Source organism: Kitasatospora purpeofusca, from assembly GCF_036010405.1.
GTDB classification, from domain to species: Bacteria; Actinomycetota; Actinomycetes; order Streptomycetales; family Streptomycetaceae; genus Kitasatospora; species Kitasatospora purpeofusca.
In genome coordinates, this window is record NZ_CP108561.1 from 5,277,534 (window position 1) to 5,299,634 (window position 22,101).

The window sequence follows — 22,101 nt, forward strand, 5'->3', positions numbered from 1 at the left end:
CTGCGGGGGAGGGGACCGGGATGCTGTACGGGCGGGAACGGGAGCGGGCCGCCGTCGACGCGCTGCTCGACGGGGCGCGCGGGGGTCGCAGCGGGGTCCTGCTGCTGCGCGGCGAGCCGGGGATCGGCAAGACGGCCGTGCTGGAGTACGCGGTGGCGGCGGCCGGTGACGGGTTCCGGGTGGTCCGGGCGACCGGCGTCGAGTACGAGGCCGAACTCCCCTTCGCCGGGCTGAGCCTGCTGCTGGCGTCCGGCCTGGACCGGTTGGACGCCCTGCCGGGACCGCAACGGCGTTCGCTGGAGAGCGCGTTCGGGCTCGGCGAGGCGTCCGGCGGCACCGACCGACTGCTCGCGGGGCTGGCCACGCTCGGGCTGCTCGCCGAACTCGCCTCCGAGCAGCCGCTGTTGTGCGTGGTCGACGATCTGCAGTGGCTCGACCGCTCCTCGCTGGACGCCCTGCTGATCGCGGCGCGCCGGCTCCGGGCCGAGGGCGTCGCGCTGCTGCTCGCCGCCCGTGACACGGGGGCCGGGGCGGACGTCGGCGGGGCGGCCGCCGATGGCGCGGGCGCGGGCGCGGGTGTCGGGGTGGCGGCCGACGCGGGGGCGGCCGGCGCCGGGGTCGACGGCCCGGCCCGGCCGGGTGCGACGGCCGGACCGCTGGCCGGCCTGCCCGAGCTGCGGCTCACCGGCCTGGCCGAACCGGACGCGGTCCGCCTGCTCGACGACCGTACGGGCGCGCCCCTCACCGGCCCGGCCCGCCGACGGCTGCTCGCCGAGGCCGCCGGGAATCCGCTGGCCCTCGTCGAACTGCCCTCCAGTGAGGCGGACCTGGCGTCCGGCGGACTCGCCCTCACCAGCCGGCTCCGGATCGCCTTCCACGGCCAGGTCACCGGCCTGCCGCCCGCGACCCAGACCCTGCTGCTGGTCGCCGCGGCCGAGGAGAACGGCGAGCTGGACGTCGTCCTGGCCGCCGCCTCAGCGCTCGGGGCGGGCGCCGAAGCGCTGGAGCCCGCCGAACGGGCCGGACTGGTCACCGTCGGCGCCGACCGCCGGTTCGTCTTCCGGCACCCGCTGCTGCGCGCGGCCGTCCTCCAACGGGCCCCGCTCCAGCAGAGGTTAGCCGCCCACCGGGCGATCGGCGAGGTGCTGGAGGAGGGCGACCGGCGGACCTGGCACCTCGCGCTCTCCGCCACCGCGCCCGACGCCGGACTTGCCGACGCGTTGGAGCGGACCGCAGCCCGGGCCGAGGCCCGGGGTGCCCACGGCGGCGCGGCCGCCGCGTACGAGCGCGCCGCCGGGCTCACCCCGGACCGCGACGGGGCCACCCGGCGCCTGGTGCTGGCCGCCGAAGCGGCCACCGAGGAAGGGAAGTTGGAGCTGGCCGAGGCGCTCGCCGAGCGGGCCGGCGCGCGCACCGACAGCGTCTTCGCGCACGCGCTGCTGGACCAGGTCCGGGCCGTCGCGCACTTCTGGCGCGGCGCCTACCCGGCCGCGTACCGGCTGCTGCTGGACGCCGCCGCGACCGACATCGAACCCGCGCACGCGGCCCGGATGCTGCTCCAGGCCTTCCATGCCGCCTGGTACGTCGGCGAGGAGCCGGTGGCCACCGTGCTCGACCGGCTGGCTGCCCTGCCGCTGGGCGCGGACGAACCGCTCGCCCCGCTGGCCCGGCACCTGTCGGCCGCCGTGCTGCCCGCGCTGGGGCGTCCGGCCGGCCCGCTGCCCGACGTCCGCGCCACCGCGGCGGCGGCCCGGAAGGCCGGGGCGGAGAGCCCGGTCGACCTGGTACAGCTGTGCGGCGCCACCCTCGTCCTCGGGCGGGACCACGAGACGCTGGAGCTGGCCTCCGAACTCACGGCCGAGGCCCGGGTCAAGGGGACGGTCGGGGTGCTGCCGACACTGCAGTTCTTCCTCGCCGAGGCCGAGCTGTTCCACGGCCGGCACCGCGACGCCGAGGTGACGGCGACGGAGGGCCTCGCGCTCGCCCGGGACACCGGTCAGGCCCAGTGGACCAGCCAACTCGCCTCGCTGCTGGCCTGTTTGGCGGCCTTCGCGGGGGACGACCAGCGGTGCGCGGAGCTGGCTGCGGCGGCGCTGGTCCCCGGTTCGGCCGCGCCCGCCGCCGGGGAGCCGTGGGCGCACTGGGCGCTCGCCCTGCTGGACCTCGGCCGGGGCCGCGCGGCGGCGGCCGCCGACCGGCTGCACGCGCTCACCACCGGGCCGTACCGGCACCATGTCGGCGCCACCCGGGCGGTTCCCGACCTGGTCGAGGCAGCCGTCCGGCTGGGCGAACCGGAGCGGGCGGCCGAGCCGTACGAGCGCTTCGCCCGCTGGGCGGGCGCGGCCGGGACGCCCTGGGTGGAGGCTCTGCGGCTGCGCTGCCAGGCGCTGCTCGGGCCGGACGAGTTCGCCGAATCCGCGTACCGGGCGGCCCTCGACCTGCACGAGGGCGTCCACCGTCCGTTCGAACGCGCCCGCACCGCCCTGCTGTACGGCGAGTGGCTGCGGCGGGAGCGCCGCCGTACGGACGCCCGCCCGCATCTGGGCGCAGCCCTGGAGACCTTCGAGCGGCTCGGCGCCGAACCCTGGGCGGACCGCGCCCGCGCCGAACTGACCGCCACCGGAACCACCGCCCCGGCCCCGGCCGCCGCCGCGAGTGCGCTGACGGCGCTCACCCCGCAGGAGTTGCAGATCGCCCGGCTGGCGGCCCGGGGGCTGGCCAACCGGGACATCGCCGCGCAGCTCTTCCTCAGCCCGCGGACCGTCGGGCACCACCTCTACAAGGCCTATCCGAAGCTGGGGATCGCCTCGCGGACGGAGCTGGCGGCGGTGCTCCGGGCCTGACCTCTCCCTCGACTCCATTGCAACGGAGGTCCCGGTCCGGCATTGCCTTTCGACTTCAGATCCATTGCAACGAAGGTGCCGTTGGCCCAGCATTTAAAGCCCCATGCCCTTCTTTGGTGTTGACGAACCTGTGAACGCAATGTAGCTTCTTGAGCGTTCGGAAGTTCATGAACACCACTGGACGGGGAGGGTCAACATGACCAGCAGCAACGGCGGCTTCACCGACGAGGGTCTGCGCAAGGTGCGCGAGGTGCTGACGCGGCACGTCGAGTCCGGCCGGGTCCCGGGCGTCGTCGCCCTGATCGGCCGGGGCGACGAGACGCACGTCGAGGCCATCGGCACCATGAGCCACGGCGGCGGCGCACCGATGGCCCGGGACACGATCTTCCGGATGGCCTCGACCTCCAAGCCGGTCACCATGGCCGCCGCCGCGGTCCTGCTCGACGACTGCCGGCTGCGGCTGGACGACCTCGTGCAGACCTGGCTGCCGGAGCTCGCCGACCGCCGCGTCCTCAAGCGCATCGACGGGCCGCTCGACGACACCGTGCCGGCCCGGCGGCCGATCACCGTCCGGGACGTGCTGACCTCCACCTTCGGCCTCGGCATGGACATCACCGCGCTGGGCAGCCCGATCATGGGCGCGATCATCGAGAACGGCCTCACGCCCGACCTGCCGCAGCCGATGCCGGAGCCGGACGAGTGGCTGCGCCGCCTCGGCACGCTCCCGCTGATGCACCAGCCCGGTGAGCGCTGGCAGTACCACATCGCCAGCGACCTGCTCGGTGTGCTCGTCGCCCGGGTCACCGGCCAGTCCTTCGAGAGCTTCCTCCGCGAGCGGGTCTTCGGTCCGCTGGGGATGGCGGACACCGGCTTCCACGTGCCCGCCGAGAAGATCGACCGGCTGCCCGCCCTCTACGCCCCCGACCCGCAGAGCGGCGAGTTCCACGTCTGGGACGAGTCGGCGGACGGCCGCTGGAGCAAGCCCCCGCTGTTCCCCGGCGGTGGCGGCGGCCTGGTCTCCACCGTCGACGACTACCACGCCTACTTCCGGATGCTGCTCGACGGCGGCCTGCACGGCGGCGAGCGCATCCTCTCCCGCCCAGCGGTCGAGCTGATGACCACCAACCGCCTCACCCCGGAGCAGACCGCCCTGCGCGAGACCCTGGCCAAGGACAACGTGCACCTGTCGTACGGCCAGGGCCAGCACGGCGGTTGGGGCCTCGGCTCGGCGGTGCGGACCTATCGCGGCGACTACGCCCCCGTCGGCCAGTTCGGCTGGGACGGCGGCAGCGGCACCTCCACCTACGCCGACCCGCAGCACGGGCTCGTCGGCATCGTGCTCACCCAGGTCGGGATGACCGTCCCGAACTCGGCCCACCTGATCCACGACTTCTGGACCACGGTCTACCAGGCCGTCGACGCCTGACCGGGCCGGGCGCTGTGCCCGGGCGGCGCGGCCGGGCGGGCTAGGCGGAGTCCCGGAGGCTGCTCCCGGTGCTCCCGGTGCTCCCTCCGACCCGGACGGCCAGGTCCCGGCCGAGCGCGTACGCGGCCGAGACCAGCGTCATGTGGTGGTGCCAGCCGGTGTACGAGCGGCCGGAGAAGTCCAGCAGTCCGAAGTCCGAACCGAGCCGGTCCACGGTGCTCCGCGTGGCCGAGGCGGCGTCCAGCAGCGTGAGCACGCCGGGGGCGTCCTCGGCCAGATCGGTCAGCCAGTACCGTCGCGGCCCGCTGTCGTCGTCGCACCGCGCCCAGAGCCGGTGCACCGGCGCCGCCGGCGACCCCGGGGCCGGTGCGGCCACCGGGCCGGGCGGCAGAACGGGGGTGCCGCGCAACGCCGTCACCGTGCCCGCCGTCGTCCGCGACCGCCACCGGGGGAACAGCGACTCGGCGGGCACGGCGCCCTGGTGCACCCGCCCGTGCCGACCCGTGGTGGCCTGGAGCACCGGCCGGACGGCCTGCCCGCCGCGGACCTCCAGCAGGTACGGGACGGAGCGGCGGGCGAGCGCGGCGGCCAGCCGGATCGGGTCGTCCGCCGCGTCGAGGCCGACGACCAGCGGCGCCACCGGATGGTGGGCGGCGAGCCGGTCCACCATCCCGACCAGCAGCTCACCCGCCGGCTGCGGGGCGGTGTCCTCGGGGATCCGGGCCCGGGCGCGCCGCTGCGGGTCGTCCGTCCAGCTCGGGTCGAGCAGCAGCGACCAGTCCACCGGGACGGCATCCCGGTCGGTGGCGACGAAAAGGCCGCTCGCCACCTGGCATTTGACGATCCGTCCGATCGCCGGGTCGAACCGCCGATGGACACCCACCACCTGGTCGCCGCGCTTGGGGACGACCGCCAGCGCGGCCGTCCAGGCCCGCACCGGGCGGGGGCCGGCGGCGAGTTCGGCGAGCACCCGGCGGGCCGGACGCCAGTCCCACGGGCTGCCGTTGATGAACTGCTGGAGCGAGAGCGACACGGTGGCCGCCTCCGTCGGCCCGGTGGCCAGACTGGCGGCCAGGTTGGCCAGGGACTTGCGGCCGGGTGCCGCGAGCAGCCCCTGCAGATAGGCCCGGGCCCAGCGACGCTGGTCGGTCCGGCCCAGATGGGCGAACACCTGCTCGGCGAACCGGGAGACGGCGGCTTCGCCGACCGGTGAGAGGGGTTGGGCGTCCATGTGATGAGCTCCCCGGGGTGGTGTGGTGCCGTGAGGTGCCGTCCTCGGGAGGATAGTGAACGATCGCTTTGTTCCGACTTCCCTCCGGGCCCCGGAACCGCTTTGGCGAATTCCGGTATCCCGGTGGCCGACGGCCGCGCAACGGACGCGGTCAAGTGTTCGGCGCGGAGGGCTGGTCGGGACTGCCTGCCGCCGCGTGCTGCCAGAGCCGCCGGAGCCGCCGCCGGACCTCCTCCGGAGCGGCCGGGCCGGCGCCGCCCAGGGGGACGATCCCCCGCCGCAGTGCCGCCGAACCGGCCACCAGGCAGTGCGCCAGCGTCTCCAGATCGACCTCGTCCAGGACCGGGGCGAGGCCCGCAGGACCGGCGGACCGTTCACGGGCCAGCCGGTCACGCAGCTCGGGCTCCCAGACCGCGTGCCAGTTTCCTGCCGACTCCGGCTGCTCCCAACTGAGCCGAGCGGCTGCCCGCACGCTCGGCTCCTCGTCCAGCAACCGGGTGAGCAACTCGATCAACCCACCCACGCCCGCCTCCGGCACCGCGGCACCCGTGAGAGCGGCCCCCTCGGTGCGGACGGCGTCCGCCAGCGCGGCCTTGGACGGGAAGTGGAAGGTGAGCGCCCCCAGCGTGACCCCGGCGGTCCGACTGATCCGCGCAAGCGACGTCCCCTCGTACCCGTGCAGGTCGAACTCCGTTGCCGCAGCGTGCAGAAGAGCACGACGAGTCTGCCGAGCACGCTCCTGCCTCATCACGCGCCACCGCGAACCCGGCGAGCACGGACCAGGAAATGCGAATGGCCCAACCACATGGTGGAGACGCCCCCTTCGAGCGACCGGAACGCGCCGGTACGTACCGGAACGATGACACTCCGACGCTACGCCGCCCCACCCCCCACCCACCCCCCATCCACCGGATTCCCACCCCACCCACCCCGGCGGCCACCGGCGCGGTCACCGGCAACCGCCGCGGCCACGCGATCCGCTCGGGCCGGCCGGTGCGCAGGCGCGACACGACCTCGATCGGGCACAACAGCGACAGGGGATGCGGTCAGCCGGATTCGAACCCACGGCTCCACCGTCGCCGGACCGGGGCGCCGGCCGTGGCGCCCTGTTCGCCCGGGGGCCTGAGGGCCGGTCACCCCGGTGGGCACGCAGAAACGCCAGAGGGCCTATCGGATCTCTCCGATAGGCCCTCTGGACTGGGTCGGGGTGGCGGGATTTGAACCCACGGCCTCTTCGTCCCGAACGAAGCGCGCTACCAAGCTGCGCCACACCCCGGTCTTTCTGTTTGTCGCTCCGTCTCCTTCGCGACGAGTAGAACTCTACCGGACGCTCGCCGAGAGACGAAATCCGGTTTCTCGGCGAGCGGGGCGGGTGGGTCAGTGGGGGGTCGGGGTGAGGGTGAGGAGGGTGGCTTCAGGGGGGCAGGCGAAGCGGACGGGGGTGTAGCGGTTGGTGCCGCAGCCGGCCGAGACGTGGAGGTAGGAGCGGCGGCCGCCGGCCTGGTGGGTGGAGAGGCCCTTGACCCGCTTGGCGTCGAGGTCGCAGTTGGTGACCAGGGCGCCGTAGAAGGGGACGCAGAGCTGGCCGCCGTGGGTGTGGCCGGCCAGGATCAGCGGGTAGCGGTCGGCGGTGAAGGCGTCGAGGACCCGCAGGTACGGGGCGTGCACGACGGCGAGGGAGAGGTCGGCGTCGGGGGAGGGGCCGCCGGCGACCTCGCTGTAGCGGTCGCGCCGGATGTGCGGATCGTCCAGGCCGGTGAACTCCAGGTCGAGGCCGGCGACGGTGAGGCGGCCCCGGGTGTTGGTGAGGTCGAGCCAGCCGGCGGCGTCGAAGGAGTCGCGCAGCTTCTCCCAGGGGTTGTGGACGGCGCCGGTGATGCCGCGGCGGGCGCTGCCGTCGGCGTTGTTCATGCCGTGGCTGCCGGTGCGCATCGCCTGGAGGTAGCGGGCGGGGTTCTTGCGGGCGGGGCCGTAGTAGTCGTTGGACCCGAAGACGTAGACGCCGGGGAAGTCCATCAGCGGGCCGAGCGCGTCCAGGGTGGCGGGGACCCCCTCCGGGTCGGAGAGGTTGTCGCCGGTGTTGACCACCAGGTCGGGCCGCAGGCCGGCGAGGCTCTGCAGCCAGCGCTGCTTCCGGCCCTGGCCGCTCACCATGTGGATGTCGGAGACCTGCAGTACCCGGATGGGTCGGGCGCCTCGGGGGAGGACCGGGACCTCGACCCGGCGGAGGCGGAAGGAACGGACCTCGTACCCAACGGAGTAGGCGAGGCAGGCGGCGCCGGTGGCGGCGATTCCGAGGGGAACGGAGTACAGCGGTCGCATCGGTCCATGCTCTCAGACGGCGGATCAGCAGGTGAACTGTCGGGGTGCGCCCGGGGACACGTCCGGTCACCCCTCGGGTCGTTCGCGCCGGGCGCGCAGGGCCCGGACCTTGTGGCGGTTGCCGCAGCGCTCCATCGAGCACCAGCGCCGCCGGCCCGGCCGTGAGGTGTCGACGAAGAGCAGTTGGCAGTCGTCGGCGCCGCATTCGCGGATCTGGTCCGCGTGCGGGCCGGTGAACAGGGCGATGGCGTCGCGGGCGAGGGTGGAGGCGAGCTGGTCGCCGTCGCCGGGGAGGGGCGGTGCCGCGGTGCCGTCGGGGGCGATCTGGGGGGCGAGCGGCGGTCGGGCGGCGGCCCGGTTGAGCACCGTGTGGTCGGCCGGGTCGGCGGGGGTGGGGTCGCCGCTCGCGCGGGCCGCGGTGAGGCGCCGGAGGGCGTCCCGCAGGGTGCGGACGGCGGCCAGTTGGTCGTCGCTGATCCGGACGGTGCCGGGTGCCAGTCCGAGCCTGGACTGTCCGAGCCACTCGACCAGGTCGGACGGCCGGTGCAGGATCTCGTACCGGGCGAAGGGGCCGGGGCCGCCGGTGGGCAGCAGTTCCAGGCAGAGCGCGCCGGGGTCGAAGTGGAAGCGCGCTCCGCCGGGGTAGTGCAGGACCAGACCGGGGCTTCGCTCGTCCGTCATGTAACCAGTTTAAGAGGTTATTGGTGACTGGGGAAGGGCACGGGGAAGAGCGCGGGGGAGGGCGCGGGAGAGAGGGGTGAGGAGGGGGCACGGGCGGGTGGAGTTAATGGTGGGCATCGGAACGTGGCAGGTGGGAGACTCGGGGCCATGACGACGCTCAAGGAGCAGCTGCACCAGGACCTGACGGCTGCCATCAGGGACCGGGACGAGCTGCGCTCGTCCACCATCCGGCTCACGCTGTCGGCCGTCACCAGCGAGGAGGTGGCGGGGAAGACGAAGCGCGAGCTCTCCGACGCCGAGGTGCTCAAGGTGATCGGCCGGGAGGCGAAGAAGCGCCGGGAGGCCGCGGAGGCGTTCGGCAGCGCCGGCCGGACCGAGCAGGCCGCCCGTGAGGTGGCCGAGGGCGAGGTGCTGGCCGGTTACCTGCCGAAGCAGCTGTCCGACGAGGAGCTGACGGCCATCGTGGCCGCCGCCGTCGCCGAGAGCGGCGCGGTGGGTCCGCAGGGCATGGGTGCCGTGATGAAGCTGGTGCGGCCGAAGGTCGACGGCCTGGCCGAGGGCGGCCGGGTGGCCGCCGCGGTGAAGTCCGCGCTCGCCGGCTGATCGGTCCGCGGAGCGGCAGGCAGCAGGGCAACGGCACGACGGAGAGCAAAGAAGAGGGGCGCCCCCGAGCATCTCGCTCGGGGGCGCCCCTCTTCGTCCTGCTGGTTGTCCTGCGGTTCGGGCCGGCCCGGTCCGGCCGTCCGCTCAGTGGCGGCCGCGCCCGCCGTCGCCGTTCCCGCCGATGACCCCCGGCGGGAAGGTGAACCCGCCGCCGATCAGACCGCCGGCGTTGGTGCCGGGGTTCGGGTTGCCCGCCGGCGGCGGCGGGTTGCCGCCCGCGTTCGGGTCGGGCGCGGCCGGGCCGGTGGCCGGGGCGGTCGGGGTGGCGTTCGGGTCCGGCTTGGGGGCCGGGTCCGGGATGTCGATGGTCTGGAAGGTCTCCTTCGGGGAGCCCTTCAGCGCGCCGTCCATGGCCATCTTCCAGATCGGGCCGGGGCCGGTGGCACCGAAGACGCCGTCGGCACCGTAGTAGGTGTCGCCGATCTTCATGTTCTTCATCTCGACGCCGCCGGTGGGGCCGCCGATCCAGACCGCGGTGGCGAGCTGCGGGGTGTAGCCGCTGAACCAGGCGGCCTTCTTCTTGTCGGTGGTACCGGTCTTGCCGGCGATCTGGCGGCCGTCCTCCAGGCCGAGGGTGGCGCCGGTGCCCTTCTCGGTCACATTGAGCAGGACGGTGTTCAGCGCGTCGGCGGTCTGCTCGGAGAAGGCCTGGGTGCAGGCGGTCTGCGGGACCTTGATGTCCTTGCCGTCGACCGTGCTGATCTTGTTGATCGCGATCGGCGTGCAGTGCTTGCCGCGGGCGGCGAAGGTCGCGTAGACGTTCGCCATGGTCAGCGGCGACATCTCCTTGGTGCCCAGGGTGATCGAGGGCACGACCTCCAGCTTGGCACCGGAGGCGGTGGTGGTGATGTTGAGCTTGTCGAGCATCTGCTTGACGGGGCAGAGCCCCATGTCCTGCTCCATCTGAACGAAGTAGGTGTTGACCGAGAGGGCCATCGCCTGCTTCAGCTCGTAGGGGCCGACCTCGCTCTTGCTCTCGTTCGGGACGTAGCGCTCGTTGCCCTTGTAGGTGTTCTTCCAGGTGCCTTCGCAGGTCTTCATCGTCGGCCACTCGATGCGGTTCTCGGACGGGTACGGCTTGGTGGGCGCCATACCGTTCTCGAGCGCGGCCGCGGCGATGATCGGCTTGAAGGTCGAGCCGGGCTGGAAGCCGTTGCCGCCGCCCATCGCCGCGTCGACGTTGAGGTTGACGACGGTCTGGTTCTTGGACGGCTCCAGGCCGTACGGGCGGGTCTGGGCCATCGCCAGGATCTTGCCGGTGCCCGGCTCCATCATGGTCGCGGCGGCCGACACCGGGTCGGTGACCTTGACCTTGCCGGTGACCGCGGCCTGGGCGGCGGCCTGCTTGTCCGGGTCGAGGGTGGTGTAGATGTTCAGGCCGCCCTGGTCCCAGAACTTCTTCCGGTCGGCGGCGTTCTTGCCGAAGGCCGGGTCCTGCTTGACCACGTGCCGGACGTAGTCGCAGAAGAAGCCCATGCCCGCCTGGGCGGTGATGCAGCCGTTCTGCGGGTCCTTGTACTTCAGGCCCAGCGGGGCGGCCTTGGCCTCCTTGGCCTGGTCCGCGGTGACGTGCTTGTTCTCGACCATCTTGTCGATCACGGTGTTGCGCCGCTTCACCGCGTTGTCCGGGAAGCGCACCGGGTCGTACTGCGACGGGTTCTGCACCAGGCCGGCCAGGGTGGCGGCCTCGGCGATGGTGAGGTCCTTGTTGCTCTTGCTGAAGTACCGCTGGGAGGCGGCCTCGATCCCGTACGCCTGGTGACCGTAGAAGGTGATGTTCAGGTAGTTGGTGAGGATCTGGTCCTTGGTCAGATCCTCCTCCAGCTTGATCGCGACCTTCAGCTCCTGGATCTTGCGGCCCAGGGTCTTGCGCTGGGCCTCCAGGACGGCGGCCTGGTCGTCGCCGGCCTTCTCGACGTTGACGTTCTTCACGTACTGCTGGGTCAGCGTCGAGGCGCCCTGGGACGCGGTGCCGCTCTCCGCGTTCTTGCTGATCGCGCGGAGCACGCCCTTGAGGTCGACGGCGCCGTGGTCGTAGAAGCGGGCGTCCTCGATGTCGACCTGCGCCTGCCGCATGTACGGGGACATCTGGTCGGCGGTGAGGACGGTGCGGTCGCGCTCGTAGACCTTGGCGATCAGCCCGCCCTTGGCGTCGAAGATCTGGGTCGCCTGGGTGAGCGGCGGCGTCTTGAAGTCGTCCGGGATGTTGGAGAAGCCCTCCGCCGTGTTCTTGGCGGTCAGCCCGAGCGCGCCGACGGCGGGCAGGGCCATGCCCGCCAGCAGTACTCCGGACAGCACGCTGACCCCCAGGAACTTCACTCCGTGTCCCGCGTAGCTCAGCGGTGACCCGCGGCGCTTGCCGCGCGGAGCTCCGGTGTTGCCTGGGGGCTGGGGTGCCTGGGGGCGCTTCGGTGCCATGGGGAGAACCCTACGTTGCCGAATGCCGCACACCGGGGCAGGTGTTCGCCTAGGCTTGTCACAAGCTTGCGACAGCTTCGCTGTGTCAGCATCGATCACTCTTGCGAGTGATGAGAATTGCCCGAATTATCTACCTTCGGGGTGTTTTTGAGGCAGCTGATGGCCGCTGCACCCCTGTGTCCGGTAGCGCTGTGTGACGGCCCGCGTGGCGAGAGTGGCGAGCGCGGCCCTGGCAATGCTTGCGACCTGCGATCACTCCAACGAGTGAGCTGATCGCCACCCATAGTCCAATCGGGTCATTCGAGATTGAGCCCGAAGGGGCTGTTGCAAGCTGTCGTTCTTCCGTAACGTCCTCAACTGGCAACGGTGAATATGCCGTTGCCGCCGTGGGGGAGCCTCGATTCGGGAGAGGACGGCGCCGGCATGGGCTGGGTAGACGACTGGAGTGCGCAGGCCGCCTGCCGCACGAGTGATCCGGACGAACTGTTCGTCCAGGGGGCGGCGCAGAATCGCGCCAAGGCGGTGTGCAGCGGGTGCCCCGTACGCACGGAGTGCCTGGCGGACGCACTGGACAACCGGGTGGAGTTCGGGGTCTGGGGCGGGATGACCGAGCGCGAGCGCCGGGCGCTGCTGCGCCGTCGGCCGACCGTGATCTCGTGGCGGCGGCTGCTGGAGACGGCCCGCACCGAGTACGAGACTTCGCTGGCCACCGGCGTGATACTGACGGACTACGCCCAGGCGGGCTGAGTCTTCGCCGCACGCGCTTCGGCCGTGCGGAGCACAGTCGGGCAGCACGGTCGGGCTGGACAGGTGAGAAGCACAGGTGGGGCGCACGTCCCGGGTCGGGGGGCTCGGGTCCGGAGGTCCGGGTCGACAGCCCGGGCCGCGCTGGTGCGACAGCCCGGACGGGTTCGGTCCGCCGGGCCGGCGGCCTTCGGTCCGCGGACCTCCAGTCCGTCGACCTTCAGTCCGTGGAACCGCTGAGCCGCTCGCCGATCGTCCGCAGTCCTTCCAGGTCATGGACGTCCCCGGGCAGCGCGGCGACCTCGACGATCGGCACGTCCGGGTAGACCGAGACGAAGCGGTCACGGGTCCGCCGCTCGCGCACCATCACCTGCATCCGTTCGGCGTGCAGCCGCAGCAGTCCGGCCGCCAGCAGCTCCGCGTCCGGCGAGACCTGCTCCGAACCGTTCTCCTCCAGCGCCTCGGCCGCGGCCAGCGCCCGCTCGGCGGTGAGCTGCGGGGCGCCGGTCCCGTGCACCCGGTTGAGCACCAGCCCGGCCAGCGGCATCCGGTCGGCGGCCAGCCGGTCCACGAAGTACGCCGCCTCGCGCAGCGCGTCCCGCTCCGGGGCCGCCACCACCAGGAACGCCGTGCCCGGCGCCTGGAGCAGCTGGTAGGTGCGGTCCGCCCGCTCCCGGAAGCCGCCGAACATCGAGTCCGTCGCGCTGACGAAGGTCTGGACGTCCGTCAGCAGCTGGGCGCCGAAGATCTTCCCGAGGGTGCCGGTGAGCAGGCCCATCCCGGCGTTCAGGAACTTCATCGCGGACCGCCCGCCGACCTTGGCCGGCGCGGTCAGGATCCGGATCACCTTGCCGTCGAGGAAGGACCCGAGCCGGTTCGGCGCGTCCAGGAAGTCCAGCGCGGACCGGGACGGCGGGGTGTCGACGACGATGAGGTCCCACTCCTCGGCCGCCCGCAGCTGGCCGAGCTTCTCCATCGCCATGTACTCCTGCGTGCCCGCGAAGCCGGCCGACAGGGACTGGTAGAACGGGTTCTCCATGATCGCGCGGGCCCGCTCGGGGTCGGCGTGGGCCAGCACGACCTCGTCGAAGGTCCGCTTCATGTCGAGCATCATGGCCTGGAGCTCGCCGTCGCCGGTCACGCCCTTGACGACCCGCGGCGTGTTGTCGAGCTCGGTCAGGCCCATCGACTGCGCCAGCCGCCGGGCCGGGTCGATGGTCAGGACGACGACCTTGCGGCCTCGTTCGGCGGCCCGCAGGCCGATCGCGGCCGCGGTGGTGGTCTTGCCCACGCCGCCGGAGCCGCAGCAGACGATGATCCGGGTCTTCGGGTTGTCGATCAGCTCGTCCACGGCGAGCCGGCTGCCGCCGGTGCCCGCGCCGTCCTGTCCGGTGGTGCCGGTCCGCCCGCTCACGCTGCCCCCTGACGCTTCAGTTCGCCCGCCAGCCGGTAGAGCGCGCCGAGGTCGACACCCTCGCCCAGCAGTGGAAGTTCGTACGTCGGGAGCTTCAGGTGCTGCAGGTCGGCGCGCCGGGCGCGCTCCAGTTCCACCCGCTCGGCGTGCTCCCTGGCCTGTGCCAGCAGGGGGTCGAGCAGCGGTTCGACCGCCGCCCGGACGGTCTCCGGCTTGCGCGAGCGGCCTCCGAGACCCGCCTCGCCCAGGGCCAGCGCGACCTCCTCGCGGTGGTTCCCGTCGACCGCAGCCACCGCGGCCGCGTCCAGCAGCGGCGGCCGGACCATGTTGACCAGCACCCCGCCCACCGGCAGACCGGCCTCGCGCAGCTCGGCGATGCCGTCGACGGTCTCCTGGACCGGCATCTCCTCCAGCAGGGTGACCAGGTGCACGGCGGTCTCCGGCGACTTCAGCACCCGCATCACGGCCTGCGCCTGGCTGTGGATCGGCCCTATCCGGGCCAGCCCGGCCACCTCGGAGTTGACGTTCAGGAACCGGGTGATCCGGCCGGTCGGCGGTGCGTCCATCACCACCGCGTCATAGGTCCGCCGTCCGTCCGGGCCCTTGCGGCGGGCGGCCTCGCAGGCCTTGCCGGTCAGCAGCACGTCCCGGACGCCGGGGGCGATGGTGGTCGCGAAGTCGACGAACCCGACCTTCTGCAGGGCCTTCCCGGCCCGGCCGAGCTTGTAGAACATGTCGAGGTATTCGAGCAGAGCCTGCTCGGTGTCGATGGCGAGCGCGTGCAGCTCACCGCTCACCGGGCCGCTCGGCGATCCGCCCGCCGGTCCGCCCGCCGGTCTGCCTGCCGCGCCGCCCGCCGGTCCGCCTGCGGAGCCGCTCGCCGGCAGGCCCAGCTGGGCCGGGGTGACCGTGGCGATCCGGCGCTCCTCGTAGGGGAGTGCCGCTATGCCGAACAGCTCGGCGATGCCCTGCCGGCCCTCCACCTCGATCAGCAGGGTCCGGCGACCCTCCGCAGCGAGCGCCAGTGCCAGTGCCGCGGCCACGGTGGTCTTCCCGGTCCCGCCCTTGCCGCTGACCACGTGCAGCCGTACGCCCTCCCAGTCGGGATCGCGCCGGGCCGCCTGGCCGGGGGTGCGTGCCACGCTCCGTCTCCGTCCGTCTCCGAGGTCCGGCACCACGCAGGTGCCCTCCCGCGAGGGTAACCAGGGACCGCACCGGATGCCGGGACTACCCGGGGCGCCGGACCCGAATCATGCCCGCTTTGTGGGCCACCTCACACGCGGGAGCGCGCCCGGACGCCGCCCGGGGCCGATCGCCGGGACGGAACGTCTAGAGTCTGGCCATGACCAAGTGGGAATACATGACGGCACCTCTGCTGGTGCACGCCACCAAGCAGATCCTGGACAACTTCGGCCACGACGGCTGGGAGCTCGTCCAGGTCGTACCGGGTCCGAACCCGGAGCAGCTGGTGGCCTACTTCAAGCGGGAGAAGCAGGCATGAGCAAGGTCGAGGAGAAGCTGGCCGAACTGGGCCTGACCCTTCCGCCGGTGGCCGCCCCGGTCGCCGCCTACGTGCCCGCGCTGCGCACCGGTGACTTCGTCTTCACCTCCGGCCAGCTGCCGATGGTGGCGGGCAAGCTCCCGAGCACCGGCAAGGTCGGCGCCGAGGTCACCCCGGAGGAGGCCAAGGAGCTCGCGCAGATCTGCGCGCTGAACGCCCTCGCCGCGGTCAAGTCGGTGATCGGCGACCTCGACCTGGTCGAGCAGGTCGTCAAGGTCGTCGGCTTCGTCGCCTCCGCCCCCGACTTCACCGGCCAGCCGGGCGTGATCAACGGCACGAGCGAGCTGCTCGGCAAGGTGCTCGGCGACGCGGGCGTGCACGCCCGCAGCGCGGTGGGCGTCACCGTGCTGCCGCTGGACGCCCCGGTCGAGGTCGAGATCCAGGTCCGCGTCCGCGCCGGAGCCTGACCGACCGCACCTGCGGCCGGACACCCCCGACGCGCTCGGCCTCGTCGAGTGCGCCGGACACCCTCGCACAGGACATTCCTCGCGCCGGCCACCCTCAACGTGCCGGACACCCTCGACGCCCCGCCCGCCCCGGACCCGCACGGAGTCCGGGGCGGACGTGTGTCCGGGCGTGCTCCGGCCGTGTCCGGCCGTGCCCGGGCGAGGACGCCCCGGCCCGCGAAGGGGCGCTCCCCCGGGGACGGCCCGCAGAACGGATCACCCCTGTCCAAGCCCGCCCCCGGGCGCTTAGCATCCGGGCATGGACCAGCGAGCAACGACGCTCCCGATGCCTCCCGGCTGGCCCGCCCGGATCAGGGCGGCCGACGCCGGAGAGCTGACCCCGCCCGTGCCCAGGCAGTCCGCCACCGTGGTGCTGCTCCGGGACACCGGGACGGACGCCGGCCCGGAGGCGTACCTGCTGCGGCGGCGGACGTCGATGGCGTTCGCGGCCGGGATGTACGCCTACCCGGGCGGCGGGGTCGACCGTCGGGACGCGGAGGCCGAGCTCGGTTGGGCCGGTCCCGGCCCGCGGGAGTGGGCCGAACGGCTCGGCGTGGACGCCCGGACCGCGCAGGCCGTGGTCTGCGCCGCCGTCCGCGAGACCTTCGAGGAGGCCGGCGTCCTGCTGGCCGGTCCGGACGCCGACAGCGTCGCCGAGCCCCGGGACTGGACCGCCGAGCGCGCCGCCCTGGAGGCCCACGAGCTCTCCTTCGCCGACTTCCTGCGCGACCACGGGCTGCTGCTCCGCAGCGACCTGCTGGCCGGCTGGGCCCGGTGGATCACCCCGGCCTTCGAGGAGCGCCGGTACGACACCTGGTTCTTCGTCGCCGCCCTGCCGACCGGGCAGCGCGCCGCCCGCGAGGTCGGCGAGGCGGACCGGGTCGCCTGGCTCACCCCGGCCGAGGCCGTCCGGGGCTACGAGGAGGGCCGGTTCGGGATGCTGCCGCCGACCGTCACCGTGCTGCGAGAGTTGGAGCCGGTGCGCAGCGCCGCCGAGGCGCTGGGGGCGGCGGCGGACCGTTCGCTGGAGCCGGTGATCGGCCGGGCCGAGGTGCGCGGGGAGCGTCTGACCGTCCGCTGGCCGGGGTACGACGAACTGACGATCGACGGTACGTTCCCCGAGGAACGCGTCGGCTGACCGCGTCCCACCCGTTCCTGCCCCACCTGTTCCTGATCCGCCCTCGCAGTACCCCCGCTCCACCCCCGAGTGATCCGTACGAGAAAGGACCGACGCCCGATGACCCACAACGACGTGGCTCGCCGGACGGCACCCGAGATGCCCGCCCGCCGCCTGATCCCGCGCCGCCCGGCCTGCGACTCCGTCAGCTTCACCGAGGTGGCGCAGCGCGCCCTCACCCGGACGCTGCCGCTCCGGGCGCTGCACCGCGTCACCGAGGACCGCCGGTGAGCGGACTCCTGCCGGGTGACCCCGCCGCCGGGATCGGCGGCGAGGCCACCCCCCGTGCGCTCTGCGTGCTGGCGCCGAACCCGTCCCCGATGACGTTGGACGGCACCAACACCTGGCTGCTCTCCGAGCCGGGCTCGGACCTCGCGGTGGTGATCGACCCGGGCCCGCTGCACGAGGGCCATCTGCGCCGGGTGATCGAGACCGCCGAGCAGCGGGGCAAGCGTGTGGCACTCACGCTGCTCACCCACGGGCACGCGGACCACTCCGAGGGGGCGGCCCGGTTCGCCGAACTGACCGGCAGCGAGGTCCGCGCGCTGGACCCGGCGCACCGGCTCGGTTCGGAGGGGCTCACGGACGGGCAGCGCCTGGACGTCGGCGGCCTCGACCTGCGGGTGGTCGGCACCCCCGGCCACACCTCGGACTCGCTCACCTTCCACCTGCCCGCGGACGGCGCGATCCTCACCGGCGACACCGTCCTCGGGCGGGGCACCACGATGGTCGCCCACCCGGACGGCAGGCTCGGCGACTACCTGGACTCGCTGCGGCACCTGCACGGCATGGCCGCCGAGCACGGCGTCCGGACGGTGCTGCCGGGGCACGGACCGGTGCTCGCGGACGCGCTCGGCGCGGTGGACTACTACCTGGCCCACCGGGCCGGTCGGCTGGCCCAGGTCGAGACCGCGGTCGAGGCCGGCTGCCGGACGTCGGCCGAGGTGGTGGCGCGGGTCTACGCGGACGTGGACCGCGCGCTGTGGCCGGCGGCCGAGCTGTCGGTCCTCGCGCAGCTCCGGTACCTCAGGGACCACGGGCTCATCCCGGACTGACCGCCTGCCCGGAGCCGTACGACTTGGTGCGCCCGGACCCGCGAAGGGCCCGTACGCCGGAGCGTACGGACCCTTCGCACGGGCTCGGGGAGCGCGGACTACCGCGAGCGGCGGGAGAGCCGCTCGACGTCCATCAGCACGACCGCACGGGCCTCCAGCTTCAGCCAGCCGCGGCCGGCGAAGTCGGCGAGCGCCTTGTTGACCGTCTCGCGGGAGGCGCCGACCAGCTGGGCCAGCTCCTCCTGGGTGAGGTCGTGGGCGACGTGGATGCCCTCGTCGGACTGCACGCCGAAGCGGCGGGAGAGGTCCAGCAGAGCCTTGGCGACGCGCCCGGGCACGTCGGAGAAGACCAGGTCGGACATCACGTCGTTGGTCCGGCGCAGGCGGCGGGCGATGGCGCGCAGCAGTGCGATCGAGACCTCGGGGCGCGCGTGCAGCCAGGGCTGGAGGTCGCCGTGGCCGAGGCCAAGCAGCTTGACCTCGGTCAGCGCGCTCGCGGTGGCGGTGCGCGGGCCCGGGTCGAACAGCGACAGCTCGCCGATCATCTCGCTGGGGCCGAGGACGGCGAGCATGTTCTCGCGGCCGTCCGGCGAGGCCCGGTGCAGCTTGACCTTGCCCTCGGCGACGACGTACAGCCGGTCGCCGGGGTCGCCCTCGTGGAACAGCGACTCGCCGCGGGCGAGCGTCACCTCGGTCATGGAAGCGCGCAGCTCGCCGGCCTGTTCGTCGTCGAGTGCCGCGAAGAGTGCGGCGCGCCGCAGAACGTCGTCCACGTGCTTCCTCCTTCTCGGCCGGCCGGCCGTCAAGCCCTCCGGCACAAGTTCGTACAGTGCTCTGCATCACCAAGCATGGCGCATGTCGCTCCGATCATATGAGGAGGGGGTGTGCCGAGGTGTGCTGCGCGGGGCCATTCGTACCGCCGGAGCCGCCCCGGCCCCCGTCCCCGGGCGGCTCGGGGAGCAGTTCGGGGACGGGCTCGGGGACGGTTCGGGGACCTGTTCGGGCGCGGCCCGGGAGCCGTCCGGCGGTCGCCGGAGGCTCACCCGGTCCGGCTGTCCGCCTCCGCCGCCAGCAGGGCGTCGGCGACGGCGGTGCGCGCGTGCAGGACGGCGTGCCCGGCCCGCTGCGCGCTGGTCAGCCCGGCCGCGCGCAGGGCGGTGAGGTGCTGGGAGGTCCCGGCGGTGGAGAGCCCGGTCCGCTGGGCCAGCTCCGTGGTGGAGGCCGGCGCGTCCAGTTCGGCGAGCAGCCGGGCCCGGGAGCGCCCGAGGACGGCGGCGAGCGCCTCGGCCGGGTCGGCGACCGGCCCGGACTCCCACAGGGCGGCGACGCCGCGCGCCGGGTAGGCGAGCTGGGGAGGGTCCGGCGGCAGCGTCCGGGTCAGCACCCGGGGCCAGGCGAACACCGAGGGCACCAGGACCAGCCCGGCCCCGGCGTCCAGTCGCCGGACCGCGCAGTGCCGCTGCTCCAGCCGCAGCGCGCCGCCGTCCCAGCGGACCGTTTCGTGGAGGTCGTCGAGGACCTGGGCGCTGCCGCGTCCGGCGGCCTGCCGGGCGCGGTGCAGCACGTCCGCGTCCAGCAGCGCGCGGATCCGGGCCCAGTGCGGTTGCAGCGCGAACTCCCAGTACTCCTCGATGTCGGCCACCAGGAGGGGCAGCCCGCCGACCGGGTCGCGGTGCAGGGGTTCGAGGACGGCGGGCAGCCGGCCGCCGTGTTCGCCGGCCAGGATGTCGAGATCGGCCCGCACCCGCTCGGGCGGGGTCGCGGCGATCGCGGCCAGTTCCTCGGTGAGCGCGGGAGCGGTGCCGACGGGGACCGGGGTGAGGAAGTCCGGCAGGTGGCCTGCGGCCGGGACCAGCGCGGCCAGCCGCCGCACCGCGGGCCCGGTGCCCTCCGCCGCCCGGCGGACCTGTGCGGCCCAGGGCCGGTGCAGGGCGGGGACGGCTTGGTGGGCCAGCACCCGGAGGCTGGTGACCACCTCCCACATGGGGGAGACGGCGAACCTGGTCCGTGCCAGGTCGTCCGTCGAGAACGCGAGTTCGGTCCGCATCGGTGCCCGCCCACTCTCCCGCTCCGGCCCAGGATTCAGCCTCAGCTTAATCACTGGAGGGGGCCCGCCGACCGGCCGCAGGATGTCGACGGCGCGCAACCGCCACTGCCTCCCTGGGCCTCCCGAAGCTCCCCCCGACTCCTCCTGAAGTTCCTCCCGACTCTCAGGACCCCTTCCGACTCCGCCTGACCCCTCCCGACCCCTCCCGAACCGAAAGCCGGTGACCGCTCATGTCCACCTCCTCCCCGCTCCCGCCGTCCACCCTCCGTGCGCGGGCCGAGCGGCTGAGGGCGCTGGTCGCGGACGGCGTGCTCGTCCTGCCGAACGCCTGGGACGCCGGGAGCGCCGCCGTGATCGCCTCGGCCGGCGCGGCCGCGATCGCCACCACCAGCGGCGGCGTCTCCTGGTCGCTGGGCCGGGGCGACGGCCAGCGCCTCGACCGCGCGACGGCCGTCGAGGCCGCCCGCCGGGTCGCCGCCGCCGTCGACCTGCCGGTCACGGTGGACGCCGAGGGCGGCTACGGGCCCACGCCGGACGATGTCGTCGAGACGGTCCGGGCCCTGGTGGGGGCCGGCGCGGCCGGGGTCAACCTGGAGGATTCGACGGCGCCCGGCGGCCCGCTGTTCACGGTGGACGAGCAGGCCGGACGGCTGCGCGCCGCCCGCTCGGCGGCGGAGGCGGCGGGCCTGCCGGAGCTGCTGGTCAACGCCCGGACCGACGTCTTCCTGTTCGGGCTGGGCGGGCTCGACGACGTGCTCGTCCGCGCCGAGGCGTACGCGGCGGCGGGCGCGGACGGCCTCTTCGTCCCCGGTCTGCTGGACCTCGACGCGCTGGCCGCGCTCTGCGCCCGTTCGCCGCTCCCGGTCAACGCGATGGCCGTGGCCGGCGGGCCAGGTGTCGCCGAACTCGCGGCCGCCGGGGTGCGCCGGATCAGCGCCGGCACCGCGCTGACCCAGTTCGCCTACACCGCCGCGCGCCGGGCCGCCGCCGAACTGCTCGGCCCCGGCACCCTGACGGAGCCGGTCGGCGCGCTCGGCTACGGCGACGTCGACGCGCTGTTCCGGGGCTGACCTGCCCGTCAGCTCCCGCCCCTCCTCCGTCAGCCCCCCGTCCCTCCCCTGTCCTTCCCGGTCCGGTCCTGGCCGATCCGCCGCAGGAGCGCGGCCGTCCGGCGTAGCCTTCACGCATGGCAGAGAGCAAGGTCCGGACGACCGCGTCTGCGGGGAAGCCGGTGGGGAAGGCAGGCGGGGCGCCCAAGCCCGAATCGCGGCTGGCGATGGTGCGGCGGGCGCGGAGGATCAACCGGGAGCTGGCGGAGCTGTACCCGTACGCGCACCCGGAGCTGGACTTCGACAACCCGTTCCAGCTGCTGGTGGCCACCGTGCTGTCGGCGCAGACCACCGACCTGCGGGTGAACCAGACGACCCCGGCGCTGTTCGCCGCGTACCCCTCGCCGGAGGACATGGCGGCGGCGAACCCGGCGGAGCTGGAGGAGATCATCCGGCCGACCGGGTTCTTCCGGAACAAGGCGAAGTCCCTGATCGGCCTCTCGATCGCACTGCGCGACGAGTTCGACGGTGAGGTCCCCGGCCGGCTGGCGGACCTGGTCACCCTCCCCGGGGTCGGCCGCAAGACCGCCAACGTCGTCCTCGGCAATGCCTTCGGCGTCCCCGGGATCACCGTGGACACCCACTTCGGCCGCCTCGCCCGCCGGTTCGGCTGGACGACCGACGAGGACCCGGTGAAGGTCGAGGCGGCGGTCGCGGAGATCTTCCCGAAGTCCGAGTGGACGATGCTCTCGCACCGTGTGGTCTTCCACGGCCGGCGGATCTGCCACTCCCGGAAGCCGGCCTGCGGAGCCTGCCCGATCGCACCGCTCTGCCCCTCCTACGGCGAGGGCGAGACCGATCCGGAGAAGGCGAAGAAGCTGCTCAAGTACGAGATGGGCGGACAGCCGGGCCAGCGGCTGCGCCCGCCCGCGGACTTCCCCGGCGAGGCCGCCGCCCGCGCCGACGCCGCCGCCCACCACGGCGAGGTCGCCGACCTGGCGGTGGCCGAGTGAGCGACCGGGGG

At 73.7% G+C, this 22,101-nt stretch carries 20 protein-coding genes and 1 tRNA gene; 11 read left to right on the forward strand and 10 right to left on the reverse strand.

The window, feature by feature from the left end; translation table 11 throughout:
• Positions 1 to 20: 20 nt before the first annotated feature.
• Together OG715_RS23430 and OG715_RS23435 are read left to right on the forward strand one after the other, a co-directional pair.
• The gene (locus OG715_RS23430) at positions 21 to 2,843 is read left to right on the forward strand and encodes a helix-turn-helix transcriptional regulator (protein ID WP_266270824.1); all 2,823 of its coding nucleotides are present in this window, start codon (positions 21 to 23) and stop codon (positions 2,841 to 2,843) included.
• A gap of 196 nt (positions 2,844 to 3,039) precedes the next feature.
• Complete coding sequence (locus OG715_RS23435) at positions 3,040 to 4,269, forward strand: serine hydrolase domain-containing protein (protein ID WP_266270825.1); 1,230 nt, start codon at positions 3,040 to 3,042, stop codon at positions 4,267 to 4,269.
• Between the two features lie 40 nt (positions 4,270 to 4,309).
• On the opposite strand, the gene OG715_RS23440 is transcribed toward OG715_RS23435, so the two are convergent.
• The 5 genes from OG715_RS23440 to OG715_RS23460 all read right to left on the reverse strand — a co-directional run bounded on the left by OG715_RS23440 (position 4,310) and on the right by OG715_RS23460 (position 8,503).
• Entirely contained in the window at positions 4,310 to 5,500 is a 1,191-nt protein-coding gene (locus OG715_RS23440) for an IS701 family transposase (RefSeq protein ID WP_266270826.1), read from the reverse strand.
• A 151-nt stretch (positions 5,501 to 5,651) separates the two neighbouring features.
• Positions 5,652 to 6,248, reverse strand: coding sequence for a TetR/AcrR family transcriptional regulator (locus tag OG715_RS23445; protein WP_266270827.1), 597 nt, complete (start codon positions 6,246 to 6,248; stop codon positions 5,652 to 5,654).
• Between the two features lie 454 nt (positions 6,249 to 6,702).
• Positions 6,703 to 6,776 (reverse strand) — tRNA-Pro (locus OG715_RS23450).
• Positions 6,777 to 6,877: 101 nt separating this feature from the next.
• Positions 6,878 to 7,822: a metallophosphoesterase gene (locus tag OG715_RS23455; protein WP_266270828.1), complete on the reverse strand. Its 945-nt coding sequence runs from the start codon at positions 7,820 to 7,822 to the stop codon at positions 6,878 to 6,880.
• A 66-nt stretch (positions 7,823 to 7,888) separates the two neighbouring features.
• Positions 7,889 to 8,503, reverse strand: coding sequence for a CGNR zinc finger domain-containing protein (locus OG715_RS23460; RefSeq protein ID WP_266270829.1), 615 nt, complete (start codon positions 8,501 to 8,503; stop codon positions 7,889 to 7,891).
• A gap of 147 nt (positions 8,504 to 8,650) precedes the next feature.
• On the opposite strand from OG715_RS23460, the gene OG715_RS23465 reads away from it, so the two are divergent.
• Positions 8,651 to 9,106, forward strand: coding sequence for a GatB/YqeY domain-containing protein (locus tag OG715_RS23465; protein WP_266270830.1), 456 nt, complete (start codon positions 8,651 to 8,653; stop codon positions 9,104 to 9,106).
• A gap of 144 nt (positions 9,107 to 9,250) precedes the next feature.
• Here the strand turns inward: OG715_RS23465 and OG715_RS23470 are convergent, their stop codons facing one another.
• Complete coding sequence (locus OG715_RS23470; protein ID WP_266270831.1) at positions 9,251 to 11,584, reverse strand: transglycosylase domain-containing protein; 2,334 nt, start codon at positions 11,582 to 11,584, stop codon at positions 9,251 to 9,253.
• Between the two features lie 423 nt (positions 11,585 to 12,007).
• Between OG715_RS23470 and OG715_RS23475 the strand changes: the two genes are divergently transcribed.
• The gene (locus tag OG715_RS23475; RefSeq protein WP_037779213.1) at positions 12,008 to 12,331 is read left to right on the forward strand and encodes a WhiB family transcriptional regulator; all 324 of its coding nucleotides are present in this window, start codon (positions 12,008 to 12,010) and stop codon (positions 12,329 to 12,331) included.
• A gap of 217 nt (positions 12,332 to 12,548) precedes the next feature.
• Here OG715_RS23475 and OG715_RS23480 read toward each other — a convergent pair whose 3' ends face one another.
• Positions 12,549 to 13,742 (reverse strand): ArsA family ATPase, encoded by a 1,194-nt coding sequence (locus tag OG715_RS23480; protein ID WP_407661008.1) that lies wholly within the window; start codon positions 13,740 to 13,742, stop codon positions 12,549 to 12,551.
• Positions 13,739 to 14,884, reverse strand: coding sequence for an ArsA-related P-loop ATPase (locus tag OG715_RS23485; RefSeq protein WP_266270832.1), 1,146 nt, complete (start codon positions 14,882 to 14,884; stop codon positions 13,739 to 13,741). Before OG715_RS23485 ends, OG715_RS23480 begins: the two co-directional genes overlap by 4 nt.
• Before the next feature lie 200 nt (positions 14,885 to 15,084).
• Here OG715_RS23485 and OG715_RS23490 point away from each other — a divergent pair, with 200 nt between their 5' ends.
• From OG715_RS23490 to OG715_RS23510, 5 genes are all read left to right on the forward strand, one after another.
• Entirely contained in the window at positions 15,085 to 15,243 is a 159-nt protein-coding gene (locus tag OG715_RS23490) for a DUF4177 domain-containing protein (RefSeq protein ID WP_093860985.1), read from the forward strand.
• Positions 15,240 to 15,710: a RidA family protein gene (locus OG715_RS23495; protein ID WP_030392643.1), complete on the forward strand. Its 471-nt coding sequence runs from the start codon at positions 15,240 to 15,242 to the stop codon at positions 15,708 to 15,710. The genes OG715_RS23490 and OG715_RS23495 overlap by 4 nt, the downstream gene beginning before the upstream one ends.
• A gap of 298 nt (positions 15,711 to 16,008) precedes the next feature.
• Positions 16,009 to 16,887 (forward strand): NUDIX hydrolase, encoded by an 879-nt coding sequence (locus OG715_RS23500; protein ID WP_266270833.1) that lies wholly within the window; start codon positions 16,009 to 16,011, stop codon positions 16,885 to 16,887.
• A gap of 99 nt (positions 16,888 to 16,986) precedes the next feature.
• Complete coding sequence (locus OG715_RS23505; protein ID WP_266270834.1) at positions 16,987 to 17,157, forward strand: hypothetical protein; 171 nt, start codon at positions 16,987 to 16,989, stop codon at positions 17,155 to 17,157.
• Positions 17,154 to 17,981 (forward strand): MBL fold metallo-hydrolase, encoded by an 828-nt coding sequence (locus OG715_RS23510; protein ID WP_266270835.1) that lies wholly within the window; start codon positions 17,154 to 17,156, stop codon positions 17,979 to 17,981. Before OG715_RS23505 ends, OG715_RS23510 begins: the two co-directional genes overlap by 4 nt.
• A 98-nt stretch (positions 17,982 to 18,079) precedes the next feature.
• Here the strand turns inward: OG715_RS23510 and OG715_RS23515 are convergent, their stop codons facing one another.
• Both OG715_RS23515 and OG715_RS23520 read right to left on the reverse strand, forming a co-directional pair.
• On the reverse strand, positions 18,080 to 18,754 hold the full coding sequence (locus OG715_RS23515; RefSeq protein WP_030392646.1) for a Crp/Fnr family transcriptional regulator: 675 nt from the start codon (positions 18,752 to 18,754) through the stop codon (positions 18,080 to 18,082).
• 266 nt (positions 18,755 to 19,020) lie between these two features.
• Positions 19,021 to 20,028: an ArsR/SmtB family transcription factor gene (locus OG715_RS23520; protein ID WP_266270836.1), complete on the reverse strand. Its 1,008-nt coding sequence runs from the start codon at positions 20,026 to 20,028 to the stop codon at positions 19,021 to 19,023.
• 230 nt (positions 20,029 to 20,258) lie between these two features.
• On the opposite strand from OG715_RS23520, the gene OG715_RS23525 reads away from it, so the two are divergent.
• Complete coding sequence (locus tag OG715_RS23525) at positions 20,259 to 21,098, forward strand: isocitrate lyase/PEP mutase family protein (protein WP_266270837.1); 840 nt, start codon at positions 20,259 to 20,261, stop codon at positions 21,096 to 21,098.
• A gap of 116 nt (positions 21,099 to 21,214) precedes the next feature.
• A complete protein-coding gene (gene nth, locus OG715_RS23530; RefSeq protein WP_266270838.1) occupies positions 21,215 to 22,090 on the forward strand; it encodes an endonuclease III in 876 nt (291 codons plus the stop codon).
• The last annotated feature ends 11 nt before the right edge of the window (positions 22,091 to 22,101 follow it).

Bases quoted from the DNA above. Each gene is read 5' to 3' on its own strand.
- OG715_RS23430 (WP_266270824.1), top strand. From the start codon at position 21: ATGCTGTACGGGCGGGAACGGGAGCGGGCCGCCGTCGACGCGCTGCTC.
- OG715_RS23435 (WP_266270825.1), top strand. From the start codon at position 3,040: ATGACCAGCAGCAACGGCGGCTTCACCGACGAGGGTCTGCGCAAGGTG.
- OG715_RS23440 (WP_266270826.1), bottom strand. From the start codon at position 5,500: ATGGACGCCCAACCCCTCTCACCGGTCGGCGAAGCCGCCGTCTCCCGG.
- OG715_RS23445 (WP_266270827.1), bottom strand. From the start codon at position 6,248: ATGAGGCAGGAGCGTGCTCGGCAGACTCGTCGTGCTCTTCTGCACGCT.
- OG715_RS23455 (WP_266270828.1), bottom strand. From the start codon at position 7,822: ATGCGACCGCTGTACTCCGTTCCCCTCGGAATCGCCGCCACCGGCGCC.
- OG715_RS23460 (WP_266270829.1), bottom strand. From the start codon at position 8,503: ATGACGGACGAGCGAAGCCCCGGTCTGGTCCTGCACTACCCCGGCGGA.
- OG715_RS23465 (WP_266270830.1), top strand. From the start codon at position 8,651: ATGACGACGCTCAAGGAGCAGCTGCACCAGGACCTGACGGCTGCCATC.
- OG715_RS23470 (WP_266270831.1), bottom strand. From the start codon at position 11,584: ATGGCACCGAAGCGCCCCCAGGCACCCCAGCCCCCAGGCAACACCGGA.
- OG715_RS23475 (WP_037779213.1), top strand. From the start codon at position 12,008: ATGGGCTGGGTAGACGACTGGAGTGCGCAGGCCGCCTGCCGCACGAGT.
- OG715_RS23490 (WP_093860985.1), top strand. From the start codon at position 15,085: ATGACCAAGTGGGAATACATGACGGCACCTCTGCTGGTGCACGCCACC.
- OG715_RS23495 (WP_030392643.1), top strand. From the start codon at position 15,240: ATGAGCAAGGTCGAGGAGAAGCTGGCCGAACTGGGCCTGACCCTTCCG.
- OG715_RS23500 (WP_266270833.1), top strand. From the start codon at position 16,009: ATGGACCAGCGAGCAACGACGCTCCCGATGCCTCCCGGCTGGCCCGCC.
- OG715_RS23505 (WP_266270834.1), top strand. From the start codon at position 16,987: ATGACCCACAACGACGTGGCTCGCCGGACGGCACCCGAGATGCCCGCC.
- OG715_RS23520 (WP_266270836.1), bottom strand. From the start codon at position 20,028: ATGCGGACCGAACTCGCGTTCTCGACGGACGACCTGGCACGGACCAGG.
- OG715_RS23525 (WP_266270837.1), top strand. From the start codon at position 20,259: ATGTCCACCTCCTCCCCGCTCCCGCCGTCCACCCTCCGTGCGCGGGCC.
- nth (WP_266270838.1), top strand. From the start codon at position 21,215: ATGGCAGAGAGCAAGGTCCGGACGACCGCGTCTGCGGGGAAGCCGGTG.